The organism is Pseudoalteromonas sp. SG41-2, assembly GCF_014164535.1.
GTDB classification, from domain to species: Bacteria; Pseudomonadota; Gammaproteobacteria; order Enterobacterales; family Alteromonadaceae; genus Pseudoalteromonas; species Pseudoalteromonas rhizosphaerae.
Genome location: NZ_JACJFK010000016.1, coordinates 1 through 15,005 on the forward strand (window position 1 = coordinate 1; position 15,005 = coordinate 15,005).

Sequence of the window (15,005 nt, forward strand, 5' to 3'; positions counted from 1 at the left end):
ATTGATTTGAAACTTGGTTAATCTGCATGTGAACTCTGTTTTTGGTCATGTTTTTATTGGCGTAACTATTTGATCATTAACAGAGTTCAACTTCAAGTTTTCTTAAGATCCAACCTATGAAATATCCTTAGTACAATTATAGGTTAGATACTAAGAAAATCTTAGCATAATATAATTTATAGCTAAGGTTCAAATAGAAACTCCAATATCTCTAATGAAGTTCTGTCTTTAGATTAATCCGATCAAAGGGAGGAGCGTCCAACTTAATTAACATAGTCTAAGAAAGCAGGTTGATGCAATTGAGCTACTCGATTATCCTCTTCTGCAAGGCTGGGTCTGTGATTGTGCAAATATCAGTCCTTCCCATCATGCGATAGCGATTTTTGGCTATCCATCTGTAAAGTTTATTTTGCATCGAAATAGGTAATATCCTCAAAACTGTCAATAAACTCCCTAACCCGCCAAGCCGCTCACCCACTTTGATAATCGCTTCCATTGAATAGTAGGGTTTACCATTTTCTAGATATAACCAACTTTCAGGATTATCAGGAGATAGTCCGTAGTGGCGTAAAACACTACTTCCAAGTAGGCTACCAACTGGGCAAATCAGAAACTCCTCATCTTTGTCAAGTTTGGCAATCAGGCGGGCGCCTTTAGAGCATGCACCACAGGTCCCATCAACAAAAACTATGCAGCCAGAATCTTTAAATTTAGGCACTTCAGGTGACTCCCTGTGAGACCAAGCTTTCAATTTAGTCATGTTATTAAGCTTATTGCAGATGTTATGACTGCGGGGCTAATAAACAATATAAGTACAGACATCATATACAGACTGAATAGGTGGATATTCAGGAAAATCATAAAGCTCAAATGCATTAACATCGCTCCGCCGACAAACCAAGGACTCAACTCTGTGATCCATAGACCAGGTGCCAGTAATAGCTCAAAGATAAGAACTCCCCAGGTCATTATCTGAACCAAAGATTTCTTGAGTAAAAAGTTAGGAAACTTAAACAGTCGATACATATCATTGGACACAGCGTAATAAATAGCTGTACCTTCTCGCCAAGTTTTACCTTTCAATTTCCAATACATGGTATTGAAGTATATAAAACACAGCTGGATCTGCATCAATCTTTGTGCCCAAGGAGCCTGCTCGGCAGGAGAGTTATTTAAGTTTTCGGGTAGATTAAATAGCAGAGCATCGAGTGACAGCGTATTTCCGCATGGTGTAAAAATAAGCAAGAAACACATCACTTTTGCCACTGCATCGCCTCCATTCGTTAAATGATCGGTACGACTTACAATTGAACGCGTGGTAATATATGCGAGTACGGCACTCAGCGGTGTTAAAAAACCTATAATCAACATGATGATGGCAGTGAGGTGAACAGCCATAATGAGCTGTGCAGACCTCATTGTTCCCGGTAAATACAAGAACAAAGACATTGATACGCCACCTGCTCGTTTAACATATCTATTATATTCAGTCAGGCCTGCTGGCCCCAAATAAAGCTCTGCTCGGTTTTGCAAATATATGGCATCAGTCAATAACACGCAGCCAAAAATAATGCGAAATACCGCGATCGGATAAACAGAGATTGGAGCAAAGAAAAAATTGTTCCACGCTTCAAGTAAAGTTTCAATAGGCATGTTTAGTCCTCACCAAGGTATGGATGAAAAGTAAATATTAGCTCTTTTTTAGCCTCCAAAATTTCACTCTGCGCTTCAATTGGAGGTGTGTCGCGAACGATGCGGAAAAGCTCTATTTTGGTCCGTTTGACCCTGCTTTTGTAAGTGCGTTGTATATATTCAATAAAATCGCGTTTTATTTGTTTGTCAGCCTTGTTTGCAGTGACTTGAAAATAAAACTTCAAAACTTTTTTATACTTTAGTTTTTCCCAAATTTTTAGTTCGTTATAAGGGATTGGTTCCCAGTTCGATTTTGAACCGTCTTCGTGGGTGAAAACTACCATTGGCCACATGTCTCTCATGGGGGGGTCTGGTGTAAACATAGTCCACTCAACATTTAAGCCTATCCAAGCGAATGGCCGGTACACTTTAGGGATGAAATAACGTCGTATGGCATTGTGTCGTTCACAATCCCAGAAAAAAAACCAAAACAAAATTACTATAATAAACAGGTTAGTTAACCCATGTATAAATAGTTCAATGTAGTATGCCACTAGTAAACCTCAGTTGTTTTTAAGAATGAATGATCAGATAGAGTCAGTTGCTGCAATGTGGTAGAGAACTTTACGAGCTCTGAGGGAAAAGGTCCTCCGACTTGTCTAAATAGAGTTCCTTTAACATTCTTCAGGAGTGCTTCTTTCCACGGGGAGTAAGCGACGTATAACTGACCACCTCGACTATAGATAGCGATGCGACCAACTTGATTATTGCTATATACACCCACTAACGCGTCATAGTTTTTGCCAGAATGGCGCTCAAAGGCGGTGTGTGTACTTTGGCAAAACTGATGAGGCCCAGCGTTAATCCAAGTAGTGCCACCGGACGTTTGGATAGACCAAGGGTATTTTGCCAATCTACCATTTTCTGTAATTAACCCTCGCTGACCTTTAGCGATAACTCGAGACAAAACGTCAGTGCCAACAGCCGCTTTTAACTCGCCTTCTTTTAGTACAATTTTTAATGTGGTACCTTGGTGATCGAAATACTCACCTACTAAAGCGTTTTTATCTGCAGGGGAGTGACTTAGCTTTACGTCTGTATTTCGTGTTAAGTAATGACTGGCAAATTCATTTATTATGTGAAACAGTTCATCTCCAGCTGAGGCTCTATTGACTATAGCGACCAATGCAAAGCCTTTTTCTGGCACCATATAAATTACACAGCTATGGCCTAAGTGTTCAGCTGCTTCAAATACTAAATTTCCCAGCTTTGAGCTAGCAAACAGTAACCCCATACCCCGAGAAATGCCATTGTCAATAGAGTTGTGGCTAGTAAACAGTAAATTGAGACTGATTTCAGTTAATAACTTTGTTCCATTGCATCTTCCACCTGTAATTAAGCATTGAAGTAGCTGCATGATGTCACGCGTATTAGAATGCATATCTGACGATGACGGCGGCGTACTAATTAAGGGCATTGGTTCACATGTAAACGGTGACTTACTGGCCTTAGTAAAGCAGGACAGCTGATGTGGCCTAGCAAATATCAAATCAGGTTCAGGTACGCCGAAGCCTGTACTTTTCATATCTAGCGGCAAAAAGATGGTTTTTTTAACAAAAAGCGTATAAGGCGTCTGAGTAACCAGCTCAATAATTTGGCCTAATAAAACAAAGCCCAAGTTTGAATATTTAATCGGGTTACTGTCACGTTTTCCAAGTGACATGAGGTCTCTATTGTTTAAGGTTGCTGCTATTTCTTCTTCACTTGGGGAAGAACCAATAAAAGCACCTCTAGGTAAACCTGCTGTATGCATCAACAGATCTTTTACGGTCACTGGTGATTTTTGACTTTGAGCCCAGTGGGTTTTTTTTAGGTAAGATAAGTACTTTGTTGCAGGCGCGTCGAGTTCTAGCTGTTGATTATCACATAAAATAAGCACAGCGATTGCTGTAATCAACTTGCTAATAGAGCCTACCTTATTAATAGCGTCGCTGCCAAAGGTAGACTCCGTAGCAAGCTCAGACATTTTATCATGTTCTATCAGGCGTACGCTCATAGAGGGAAACCCCATCAGCACTTTGCCATCTTGTAGATATTGATATAGATTAGAATCCATTTTGTCTTTCGCTCGCTAGATGGCTTATTTAGGTAAACTCAAAGCTGGCTACACTATTGAAAACATTAGCTTCAGCAATTACAGCCACTGCTGCAGAGGGGCTACCTGAGATATCAAAGCTGCCCATGTAATCAAGCATACTTGGAATTCCCGCAGTATTTGTTACGTTGCTAAGACCACTTTTAAGCGCTTTTTGATTTCCCGCATCCCAGCTCTTTTCAAAAGTCACCGCATCTACAGCATTATTGTCTTTTTTACCCAAGTTTTGAGCATAAGACAAAACCATGTATTCCTGAGCATCACGCTGATTCGCGTTGTTTACTTTAGGGCAATCACTAGAAGCGGCAGCATCACATGGGTACGTTTTTAGCATTTCTGTCTTAAGGGCACTCCAATATGTAGATGGAGTTGATTCACTACTGGGTTTGTTACTGTTTTTCAATGCATTAGCAATTGCTTCATTTGCTTTCTCTAGTGCTGTTCCAGCTAGAATTAGAGCTAGGTTTTTCAGCCTAGATGAAGATGCCGCGTTCAAGCCACCTTCTGCGGCAGCATCAGCAGCAGCATCAGCGGCAGCATCAGCGGCAGCATCAGCAGCGGCATCAGCGGCGGCATCAGCGGCGGCATCAGCTACAACATCAGCGATCACATCTACAATAATACATCCGTGGCCTAGATCGATCTGAGGGTTAGCATTGGTATATTGTTTAGGTTCACCGGGTTGAATGCGGCCAGTTAGCATTTCATCAAGTTTAGTGGTACTCATTGTAGGTATTTCCTTTTTTTGTTAAAAAATAAACAGCCAGTAAAGACTAGCAAAGCCCTCAAACAAAATGTATTACACTTGATTACAAATGAATCTCTCAGATAACACAGAGATATATGGTCACTCCGCCAGCGAATTTTTTACTAATAAAGGTAACGGTCCTATGACATAAATCCGGCGTCTAATGTCTATTTCGTTGGAAATTAAAAAGTGGAAAGTAAAAAGGACAGACACATTTTTTTGCAAAAACTACAGTATCAACTACTGTTTTTGCAAAAATCATAGTATCAACCACTGTTATTACACACAGTGCTACTGAAGTTGATATATTATGACTCGCGCAAGAAAAAAGCTTATTGATTTAGCATCGATATCTTATTATCACTTAATCTCACGATGCGTGAGACGTGCATTCTTGTGTGGTGATGATAAATACACAGGTAAAAACTTTGCTCACCGTAGGGAGTGGTTAGTAGAGCGAATTAAGTTATTAAGTAGTGTGTTTGCCATTGAAATTGCTGCCTACGCGATTATGAGCAATCACTATCACCTTGTTGTGAACGTCAATAGGCGTCAAGCACTTGATTGGTCTGATGATGAAGTAATTAACCGCTGGTATCAGCTTTATAACGACCACTTTTTAGTCGACCGCCATTTAAAAGGTGAGCAGTTAGATAAGCCAAGTTTGCTCTTTTTTAATGAGATCATCGCTAATGGCGAGAAAGATTGTATGACATCAGCTGGTATATGAAAAACCTCAATGAGTACATTGCCCGCGAGGCCAATAAAGAAGATAACTGCACGGGTAAGTATTATTCGCTGCCATCCTTGGCGCTCATCCTTCGGGCTGCCTGACGGCATTCAAATTTATTCCTTATAAATTTGAGGGAAGGGCGCATTACTTATAAAGAATAGTCGCATGCATTATTAGATGAAACCGCAGTGCTCAGTTGCATGGCCTACGTTGATTTGAACTCTATCAGAGCAAACATAGCCGATACGCTTGAAGACCGTGATTTCACCTCAATTCAAGAACGTATAGCGCACTTTAAAGCCTTTACCACAGACACGGTTAAAGCGAATAAGCTTCTCAAACAAAAAGATAATATTCAGCATGAAAGCCAACCAGCACAGCTAAAACCATTTGGCGGCAATCACATTAAACACAGGATCCCCTTTGCCTTACTGGATTATATTGAATTAGTCGACTGGAGCGGCCGCCACATAGATCCAAAGAAAAAAGGGCATATCAACAAAACTATGCCAAAAGTGCTCCTGACTTTGAATATAGAAGAAGCGCAATGGCTTGAATCAATTCAACGTTTCAGGCAGCAGTACTCAAATTTTGCAGGCAGCAAACAACGGTTAAAGCAGCAAGCCGCCAGCAACGATGTAAAATGGTACAAAGGCGCAGGCTGAACAGTTGCATCTTTATTAGGTTGTTTTAAAAATACACTATTGAACAAAGTGACGGCCTAGCTTTGCCTTTTTTTGCCTAAAATCCTTTCCAAGCACCTCAATTCTAAGCTCTGTAACTAACACTAACAGTATGTGAAAAAATAATTATGCGATTATCCACAACGGGAGAGGTGCTAAATTTTCTGACACAAAATATGTGTCTGTCCTTTTTATTTCCGTTTCTATTTCCTGCAGTCATCTTCATGCGTGTAATTTAGGTTTAATAGGGCTAATGACTTATTTAATAGGTGAAATAAAAATAACCCCGCAATAAAAGATAAATTCTGAACCTGAAAAGTAAATTTAGTGACACAGTTTTATTTGTTCAATTAGAGTGGCTCTCTTATTTAGTTGCTGCTGAAAGGTAAAGGGTTAGGAAAGATAGTCGACGCTGTACCAATAGTGAAAGGTCATCAAATGTTGAAGACAGAGCTGTTCCAGATCACTGGGAGTTGGACTTGAACCAAGGCTCAGAAAACAGCTTTATCGCGACCTTAGTTGAACGACATTCTAGGTATGTAATGCTAGCGAAAGTACCTAGTAATAAAACAAAGCCAGTAATCGAAGCATTGATTAGACAAGCTAATAAGTTGCCAGCACTGCCAAGCTAGTATGTTGCGATTAATTTAGATGTAGCGACAAATTAAATAGTTCGAACGAGTTAGCGGCCTAGCTTGCTGCATCAAATCAGCTAATTAACCTGCTTAACTGCTCAGGTCAGTAACGACTGTGCATACGAAAAATATAATTGCTTAAGGGTTAAACATTAGGTTTAATGGATAGATAATAAACACTGAGTAACGCAGGGACAGCATAGATACGACAGGCACACTAATTAAATTTGCTTGCTATAGCTTAGGTCATAAAAAGCCTTTCTATATATGTAAAGTCCATAGCATAAACAACACCAACTCTACACATCGAGCAGGTAGCGCCTCAGTCCGACAAGCGATTATGCAACACAAACTGCGTGTCGCATAAATACTAAAATGTTATAGCGCAATTGAAATTCAGCAAGATTCGGGTCGGCATTAATCGTTCGGCCTCCTAATATAGCATCTGTTCGGGCATATGCCCTTTAATTGTCAGCAGAGCTAGGAGAAATAATCGATGAACATATTGGCCAACAAAGTTGCTATTGTTACTGGTGCCAGCACCGGCATTGGCTATGCAGCCGCGAAGCTTTTTGCGAGAGAAGGTGCTGCCGTAGTGGTGGCAGCAAGGCGACAGAAGGAGCTTGATGAACTGGTGGAATTAATCAAGACTGAAGGTGGGCAGGCACTGGCACTAGCCGGTGATGTTGGCGAAGAAGCTTTTGCCAAAGCTTTGGTAGATAAGGCTGTAAGCCACTTTGGTGGCCTGGATATCGCTTTTAACAATGCTGCCATTCTGGGTGCTATGTGCCCTGTGCCGCAGATGTCGCTCACGGACTGGAATCAAGTTATTGCGACCAACTTAACCAGTGCATTTTTGGGCGCAAAGTACCAGCTGCCCGCCATGGCTGCCCGAAAAGGAGGTTCGTTAATTTTCACCTCTACCTTCGTTGGTTACACCGCAGGTATGCCAGGCATGGCTGCCTACGCAGCCAGTAAGGCTGGTCTTATTGGTTTGACTCAAGTGCTGGCGTCAGAGCATGGGCCTCAGAATATCCGGGTCAATGCCCTTTTGCCTGGTGGTACTGATACGCCAGCGGGACGTGAGTTTGCTAATACGCCAGAAGCATTGGCGTTTGTGCGTAACCTGCATGCGCTCAAGCGTATGGCGACACCAGATGAAATTGCTCAATCCGCATTGTACTTAGCATCCGATGCATCCAGTTTCACAACTGGTTCTGCGATGTTGGTAGATGGCGGTGTATCCATAAATCGTGTCTGAGAGGCAGAGTGTGTCAGACTATGACCGTATCGCACGTGCTATGGCATACTTGGTAGATCGTGCAACTACCCAGCCCGCTCTAGAAGAGATAGCCGCCCATGTGCATCTGAGTCCGTATCATTTTCAGAGGTTGTTTTGTCGTTGGGCGGGTACCACGCCAAAGCGGTTTTTGCAGGTCCTGACATTGGAGCGTAGCAAGGAGTTGTTGGATAAATCCCGCTCTCTGCTCGACGTTTCACATGAGATTGGCTTAAGCGGTAGTTCAAGGTTGCATGATCACTTTGTGCAGCTGGAGGCAGTGACACCGGGGGAGTATAAAAATAAGGGTAAGGAGCTACGTATCGAATACGGTGTGCACCCTACACCACTGGGGCCTATGTTTGTAGCTGTAACACAGCGTGGTGTTTGTAGGGTTGAGTTCATGGACTTCAATTACATTGAAGAGCTGCTGGATGACTTGCGTAACGCTTGGCCATTGAGTTCGATTGTTGAAAGCATCACATCTACGCACTATGTTATTGATGCGTTTTTTAGTAGTGATACAGCTGCCAAACATGGTCCGCTGTCGCTTCATGTGAAAGGTACGAATTTTCAGGTAGCTGTGTGGCGGGCGCTGCTGAAAATACCACCGGGCGCAGTGGCTAGCTATTCTCAGGTAGCCACAGCACTCAATGCGCCCCAATCTGCAAGAGCGGTTGGTAACGCCATTGGAGCAAATCCTGTTGCTTTACTGATCCCCTGCCATCGGGTAATACAGCACAGTGGTGCACTTGGTGGTTACCGTTGGGGGCCAGCCAAGAAGCTTATGGTACAAACATGGGAAAAAATGCGTGATGAATCTGTTTCGCTATAACAATGTCATGCAGCTGACGTTCTTATCTTACCCCGCGCGGCAGATGGCGGGCGTTGAGGCTGTAGAATTACTCTTTACAGGAACGAATGCACCTACTTTTAGTTGTTCAACTTTTAACCTTGAATCTACTATCAAGCTATGATCTAGTAAATATTATTCACCCACGGTAAATCGTTATGGCTCTTTCGTTGGGTGAGGAGTCAAGCGAGACTTATCCTACCAAAATAAATTCATTCCAATCAATTTCGCTGAGCAAATTGACCTTGCGCGGACAAACGAAAGTGAATGCTTTCACTTCACACTGCGGCAACTGTATTGCTTAGTTCATAATAGAGAAAAGCTGCAAAACACGATGCACTAATTAGGGTAGCCCTTATCACCTCAAATAAGCCACTCAAACACCTTGCAAAATGCCAATTAAAATAACACCAAGTCCTCTTTTTATATTTTACGTAAAATCGAAGTAACTAATTGAATCAAAATAGGAACTCGGCTATGGTGAATGCATCAATAAGAATAAATTAAAAACGAGTAATTCTACAGGCTCGTTACATTTCTTGAGAATACGCATGACCAAGGCAGAAATTAAAAAGTTGTTTGTTGCAATCGAAAAGCACGACCAGGATTCAGTTCTTGGTATCCTTGCAAAGGATAAGGGCGTAATCGAAACAGTTGGGCACCATAACGCTAATTGCAGAGACAAGACTCCTTTGATGTATGCCATGCAATGCGAAGATTTTGAGCTTGCCAACAAGCTCATAGAGTTGGGGGCTAACGTAAAGGCAAAAATGCCAGCAGGGCCTGAGACTAGCGTAATTCAATTAGCTGTAAAGTTTGGCCATGGTCTAAATCCAAATTTTGATAAATGGCTTAGCTTTACTCAAAAGCTTATTGAGCAAGGCGCTAATCCATCAGAGGCCTTATGGCCGGCGTGCCATGGATACAACAAAGTTGCGGATAAACCGGAAATTATTTCACTATTATTACAAAATGGTGCTTCCCTGGAAGGCGAAGTTGGCAATAGCGGTAGCACAGTGAAAGAGCTTCTTGTGATTAATTCGCAGCTCTATTCAAGTCGAGTTCTTAATCTATTCGGGCTGTAGCAATGACAAAATGTGACACATATGAGCCTTAACTCTGTCAATAGGCACTAGTATTTTCTTTAACCGTTTTTATACAGTGACGGTCAATTCAAAATCAACTTTAATTCAATAAGCAAATTCGTTTACTTCGTCGGCCGATGCGGCGGTTAAGCAAGTAGCTTACGGCAAACACATATAGGCGCGTTACGCAGTAATCGATTATTGCGAGCTCATCGCAGCCAGGTTTTTCCCATATCCTTTTGGAGTCGCTGGGGCACTACGACTAAATGGATTTAGAAGGTAGAGCGAAGCAGGATGCTAGAGCCGAGACATTCATCGGTTAACCTTATCATGGCACTATTCAAGGCGGCTGGTTTCATCATTGTGATCAAGTTATATTTAGGTGCGTAACGCAGTTATCAAGTCAGGTGTAAGCGACTTTGTTTATTGTATTAATGCACGCGTACTGAGTGTCTAATCAAGGCAAGTGGTTTAGGTCTGTAGGCATATAATCAGGTTAAACCTTGTTGGTTATTAACTCACCCAATTGATTCATGCTCAGCCTTATATCCAGTTAGATGTTCAGCTGAAATAAAAGGACAGACAAAAATTTTTGCAATATTTACTTTTAGATAAAATAGAAGTAACCGATTGAATCAAAATAGGAACTCGGCTATGGTTAATGCATCAATAAAAATAAATTAAAACGAGTTAATCTACAGGCTCGTTATATTTTAAGTGCTAAATTTTACTTCTAAATTAGCTATATAAGGGATTTTATAATGAAAACTGGACTTTTAGTTCTATTATTTATCGTAGCCTTTGGCGTATCTGCAAAAGACGTCATTAAACCAAGTGTTTCAGGCTTGTATCAAGTAGATAAAGTGAACCTTTTTATTGAATGTTATGGTGAAGCCTCCCCTTCAATAATTATCAATGCTGGCTTTGGTGGTACGGTTGAAGACGGAAACTGGAAGAAGGTAATACAATCACTTCACAAAAAAAATAGAGTGTGTATTTATGACAGAGCCAACTTGGGGAAAAGTGATAAATCGCAAGGCCATTATGATCTAGGCACTATTGTTGAGCATCAAAATGTATTGTTACAAAGGGCTGGAATTCAGCCTCCTTACGTAATGGTTGGACACTCTTATGGCTCATATCCTATTAAGTTATTTAATCACCTTTACCCTGAAAAGGTCAGCGCCATTTTACTTGTAGATCCTTCATTGTATGGCCAATTTAGAAGCCATATAAAAAAGTGGGATGCAAAAAATGACACATATGATGCTGATACCAAGAAGAATATGGAAGCTGAACTTGCTAGCTGGCATGGTGCTCCTGATAATCTAGAAAAAATTAATATGAGAACTAGTTCAACGTTCATTCAGCAAAGCGACGATTTTGGTGACACACCTTATGTATTACTTTGGAACAGAGACGCAATTTGGGTGCCTGCAAATCAAACTCCAGATAACTGGCATCCAGCAGTCTGGGAGCGTATTAAAAAGTCTTATTCTACCGAATTAAATAAGATGCAGACTTTATCTAAAGATACCAAAATTACATTTGCAACAACTCCAGAGCATTACATACAAAAACATGAACCAGAGATTGTTATCGCAGAGATTAATTATTTATTGAATAAACTTTGAAATGAGTAAGCAAGACATAACAAGCGCCTTAACTCCAACAATGTTAAGTTGTCATGGTTTTGGCAAACAACGCAAAGTCATGCCAACACATTATGTAATGGTCTAATTGGACTGATTTATATCTTTTTAGTAGGATTAACTAGAGTTGTTAAACGCGATAAAGATGGCTTAAGGCGCATTAAATGGGGGTTTATAAACCTTGTACTATTTAGCTTGTCCATATATCTCTATGTTAATCAATCCTTTCTAAAGTTTGGTGATATTACTGCGGCAAGTATTTGCTTGGCTTTTTTATCAGGGGTTTTGCCAATAACACTTTTATTTTCTTTATGGATTTCTTTAAGAGGAAAGTTGCAAAGTAAGTTAATAAAATTGGATATTGCATCGATCATGATGTCTATACAATTTTGTTTAGTATTGGCTGCTTGGGGGCAGATATCCACTATATTTTGGCAATAAATTGCAGAGCTTTAACACATATGAGCCTTAACTCTGTCAATAGGAACTAGTATTCTTTTTGACCGTTTTTATACAGTGACGGTCAATTCAAAATCAACTTTAATTCAATAAGCAAATTCGTTTACTTCGTCTGTCGATGCGGCTTCATCATTGCAAAAATAAGCTCTTATCACCGCAAATAAGCCACTTAAATATCTGTAACAACTTGAAAAATATCAATTAAAACAACACTAAATCCTATTTTATATTTTACGTGAAAGTCAGTTGTCGATTGAATCAAAATAGGAACTCGGCTATGGTTAATGCATCAAGTTCAGCTACAGGTTGCGCAGGAGTTGGTGAATGAAAAAACATAACAAAAGCATGTTGCATAAACTACTGAGTGGTTGGACGGTTTTTCCGCTCGTACCGCGCTACAAAACCGCCGCAAATGCAAGGCATTATGTGAATGGAGGTTAAATTGTCTTCTGTGCCAAGAAATAAGGATGAATTGGAGTTAGCCATAAACTCAGTGTTCCCAAAACTAATGGCTGATTATCGCTCAATTTCAAAAAGCAAAGCTCGTAAATTGGGCGTAGAAGGAAATATCAAAGGTACAATCATTAGCGTTAGTGACACAGTTGCTTACCTGATTGGTTGGGGCAAACTGGTCCTTAAATGGCATCATCTAAAGTCTCAAAATCAGGATGTAGATTTCCCTGAAACTGACTACAAATGGAATCAACTTGGGTTACTAGCTGAAAGTTTCCACGAAAAATATCGTGACTGGAAATACGATGATCTGCTTGTTGAGCTGGAGTCTACGGTTCACGAGATACTTTTACTCATTTCAAGTTTAAGTAATCATGAGTTGTATGGTGTTGCGTGGTATGAGCGATGGACTCTAGGGCGCATGATTCAATTTAATACGTCATCACCTATGAAAAACATGCGAACAAAAGTTCGGCGCTTCAATCGGGAATTCACATAACACATATGAGCCTTAACTCTATTAATAGGCACTAGTATTCTTTTTGACCTTTTTATTCAGTGACGGTCAATTATAAATCAATAAACAAATTTGTTTACTTCGTCGGCCGATGTGGCTTCATCATTGCAAAGGTAAGCCCTTATCACCGCAAATAAGCCACTTAAATATCTGTAATACTTTGAAAAAAAGCCAATTAAAACAACACCAAGTCCTCTTTTTTATATTTTACGTGAAAGTCAGTTGTCGATTGAATCAAAATAGGAACTCGGCTATGGTTAATCCATCAATAAAAATAAATTAAAACGAGTTATTCAACAGGCTCGTTATATTTATTAAGGTAGTTTAAATATCATTTGATAGTGAAATAGCTGCATTCATAGCAAAGTCAGACCAAAACGGAGAACGGGCTGATTTAGAAAAGTTAAAACGATTAAATAAAAAATAGGCGGTATTATTCCTAAGTGGTATATCGAGGCAATGTCCACACCTATTTTGCAATTTACTTCTTGGCTGGCAAAAATTTGAACCAGAAGAAGACTTTGATGGCATTGAAGAGATTCAAATTGTGAACATTGATTTATGGAAGAAGTTAATTGTGATTCCTACTCAGGAATGTATGTGTTGCCAGCAAACTATCTTGTTATTGGTTATGGCGCTGATTGGGCTGATAATTGTTTTGTAATTCCAACGGATCAAAGCGACGATCCGCCTCTTTATGAAGTGTTGCATGATGTGGCACTCAGCACTGAAGAGCTTGTTTCGACGATAAAGTCGGGTGCAGGTGGCTGTGAGAAAATAGCTGATAAACTGTCTATTTTTGTGGGCAATGCGATTGCACTAAAAACATAGCAAATTACTGCAGTGCGACTTGTGAACAGAGTAACAGAGCACGTGATATGGAGCTAATAAGCAATTTCACAGTTAATATGAACGATATTTAAGAGGAGGTTCTGTGGTTACTAAAGAAATAGAAAATATTGAGCGCAGTATTGGTAAGTTACCTAAATCTTACCGTGATTGGATCGAACAGGGTATTACAAAAGACAGCTCCTACAATATGTATTTGTTAGAGTGGATTTCAAGCTCAAATGTATTGAAAATTGAAATAGCTCCTGAGGGCGTACTTGATGGTATTTTGCCAATTGGTGTCTTCCATGGTGTTGCATTTTGGTGTTTGGATAATAAAAATAATGGCAGGGTCATTTTATGTCCACATGATGATATCGTTGCTGATTTTTATGCGCCTTCAGTTGAAGGGTGGATATATCGAATTTGCTTACAAGAAGCATCTAATTTCTGTGATGAAGACGAGATAGTGCAAAAACAGTTACAACTTTGGGCGTCTTTACTCGAAGAATCTAAACCTACTTGGGCTGAGCACATTATGTTGCTGGCAAAATCAAAGGTAAAAAATATGGGGCAGCACTCTGGCGTTATTTCTGACGAAGAGGTAGAAGCAATCATAGCTAAAGAATTCGGTTCAGAGTATTTAACAGAAAAAGTTGAGTTTTTAAACCCGGATTAACGTTAGTGGAGTCTCTTGAATTGGCTTCTATTTTTTTGGGAAGCAGTGTTAATGTGGGCATTGTGGAATACCTGTAAGGTGCATATGATCAATCAACTTAAAGTGACGAATATTGAGTTTTACTCGGATGAAACAGCATTAGTAACTGTTGAAAATGAACACTCAGCCGTTGACGTTTTTTGTCACATTTGTGAATACTCCATAGGTGATAAAGTTAATAACCTCCTTAAAGTGCTAGATGCCAACGTTAGAGCGGCGTACCTTGCCGATTGGCCGGTAGAAATGATTGCAGAAGCATCTAAAGAAAGAATTGAAAAAACGGGGCCTTATTCATACATAGGTTGTGGCAAAGTAATTGATGAAAATGAAGGGGTTATTGAGGTTCAAGGTTTTCTTATCGAGTTCGGTGATCTACCTTGCCAAGGCTCAGTCGAGTTTGAAATTGATAGGCTTGATTTATGGTAAATTGCTTAATAAAGCGTTGATGACAACTGCATTGATAGGCTAATAGATGTAGTCTGGAATGAGAGCGATAAAACGTTTTTTAGTCTTTACTGATAAAAAAGAAATTATTTTAACTTGTGATGGAGCGCCACGACGTGAAGTCGTCATAT

The 15,005-nt window shown here is 40.2% G+C and carries 14 protein-coding genes and 2 pseudogenes; 11 read left to right on the forward strand and 5 right to left on the reverse strand.

Annotation, left to right across the window (positions count from 1 at the left end; genetic code table 11):
* Positions 1-304: 304 nt before the first annotated feature.
* The 5 genes from H5186_RS13585 to H5186_RS13605 all read right to left on the reverse strand — a co-directional run bounded on the left by H5186_RS13585 (position 305) and on the right by H5186_RS13605 (position 4,514).
* Positions 305-760, reverse strand: coding sequence for a thiol-disulfide oxidoreductase DCC family protein (locus tag H5186_RS13585; RefSeq protein WP_182719595.1), 456 nt, complete (start codon positions 758-760; stop codon positions 305-307).
* Positions 757-1,653 carry an HTTM domain-containing protein gene (locus H5186_RS13590; RefSeq protein WP_182719594.1) on the reverse strand — a complete coding sequence of 299 codons (897 nt, stop codon included), beginning with the start codon at positions 1,651-1,653 and terminating at the stop codon, positions 757-759. Before H5186_RS13590 ends, H5186_RS13585 begins: the two co-directional genes overlap by 4 nt.
* A gap of 2 nt (positions 1,654-1,655) precedes the next feature.
* Positions 1,656-2,015, reverse strand: a complete 360-nt coding sequence (locus H5186_RS13595) for a hypothetical protein (protein ID WP_220491396.1) — start codon at positions 2,013-2,015, stop codon at positions 1,656-1,658.
* Between the two features lie 170 nt (positions 2,016-2,185).
* Positions 2,186-3,748 (reverse strand): serine hydrolase, encoded by a 1,563-nt coding sequence (locus H5186_RS13600; RefSeq protein ID WP_182719592.1) that lies wholly within the window; start codon positions 3,746-3,748, stop codon positions 2,186-2,188.
* A gap of 28 nt (positions 3,749-3,776) precedes the next feature.
* Positions 3,777-4,514: a hypothetical protein gene (locus H5186_RS13605; RefSeq protein ID WP_182794580.1), complete on the reverse strand. Its 738-nt coding sequence runs from the start codon at positions 4,512-4,514 to the stop codon at positions 3,777-3,779.
* 331 nt (positions 4,515-4,845) lie between these two features.
* Here H5186_RS13605 and H5186_RS23090 point away from each other — a divergent pair.
* The 11 genes and pseudogenes from H5186_RS23090 (at position 4,846) to H5186_RS13665 (ending at position 14,856) form a co-directional block, all read left to right on the forward strand.
* A pseudogene (locus H5186_RS23090) lies at positions 4,846-5,933 on the forward strand (alpha-amylase family glycosyl hydrolase).
* Between the two features lie 414 nt (positions 5,934-6,347).
* Positions 6,348-6,568, forward strand: a pseudogene (locus H5186_RS13620) (transposase); the annotation flags it as partial.
* A 514-nt stretch (positions 6,569-7,082) separates the two neighbouring features.
* On the forward strand, positions 7,083-7,847 hold the full coding sequence (locus H5186_RS13625) for an SDR family oxidoreductase (RefSeq protein ID WP_149982876.1): 765 nt from the start codon (positions 7,083-7,085) through the stop codon (positions 7,845-7,847).
* A gap of 10 nt (positions 7,848-7,857) precedes the next feature.
* Positions 7,858-8,700 (forward strand): bifunctional transcriptional activator/DNA repair enzyme AdaA, encoded by an 843-nt coding sequence (locus tag H5186_RS13630; RefSeq protein WP_182794582.1) that lies wholly within the window; start codon positions 7,858-7,860, stop codon positions 8,698-8,700.
* A 569-nt stretch (positions 8,701-9,269) separates the two neighbouring features.
* The gene (locus H5186_RS13635) at positions 9,270-9,803 is read left to right on the forward strand and encodes a hypothetical protein (RefSeq protein ID WP_182718935.1); all 534 of its coding nucleotides are present in this window, start codon (positions 9,270-9,272) and stop codon (positions 9,801-9,803) included.
* Between the two features lie 761 nt (positions 9,804-10,564).
* Complete coding sequence (locus H5186_RS13640; protein WP_182718936.1) at positions 10,565-11,437, forward strand: alpha/beta fold hydrolase; 873 nt, start codon at positions 10,565-10,567, stop codon at positions 11,435-11,437.
* Positions 11,438-11,485: 48 nt separating this feature from the next.
* Positions 11,486-11,896, forward strand: coding sequence for a hypothetical protein (locus H5186_RS13645; RefSeq protein ID WP_259398532.1), 411 nt, complete (start codon positions 11,486-11,488; stop codon positions 11,894-11,896).
* A 460-nt stretch (positions 11,897-12,356) separates the two neighbouring features.
* Positions 12,357-12,866, forward strand: coding sequence for a ClbS/DfsB family four-helix bundle protein (locus H5186_RS13650; protein ID WP_182718968.1), 510 nt, complete (start codon positions 12,357-12,359; stop codon positions 12,864-12,866).
* Positions 12,867-13,445: 579 nt separating this feature from the next.
* Positions 13,446-13,715, forward strand: coding sequence for a hypothetical protein (locus H5186_RS13655; protein ID WP_182718937.1), 270 nt, complete (start codon positions 13,446-13,448; stop codon positions 13,713-13,715).
* 103 nt (positions 13,716-13,818) lie between these two features.
* On the forward strand, positions 13,819-14,391 hold the full coding sequence (locus H5186_RS13660; protein WP_182761302.1) for an SMI1/KNR4 family protein: 573 nt from the start codon (positions 13,819-13,821) through the stop codon (positions 14,389-14,391).
* Positions 14,392-14,406: 15 nt separating this feature from the next.
* A complete protein-coding gene (locus tag H5186_RS13665; RefSeq protein WP_182740504.1) occupies positions 14,407-14,856 on the forward strand; it encodes a hypothetical protein in 450 nt (149 codons plus the stop codon).
* The last annotated feature ends 149 nt before the right edge of the window (positions 14,857-15,005 follow it).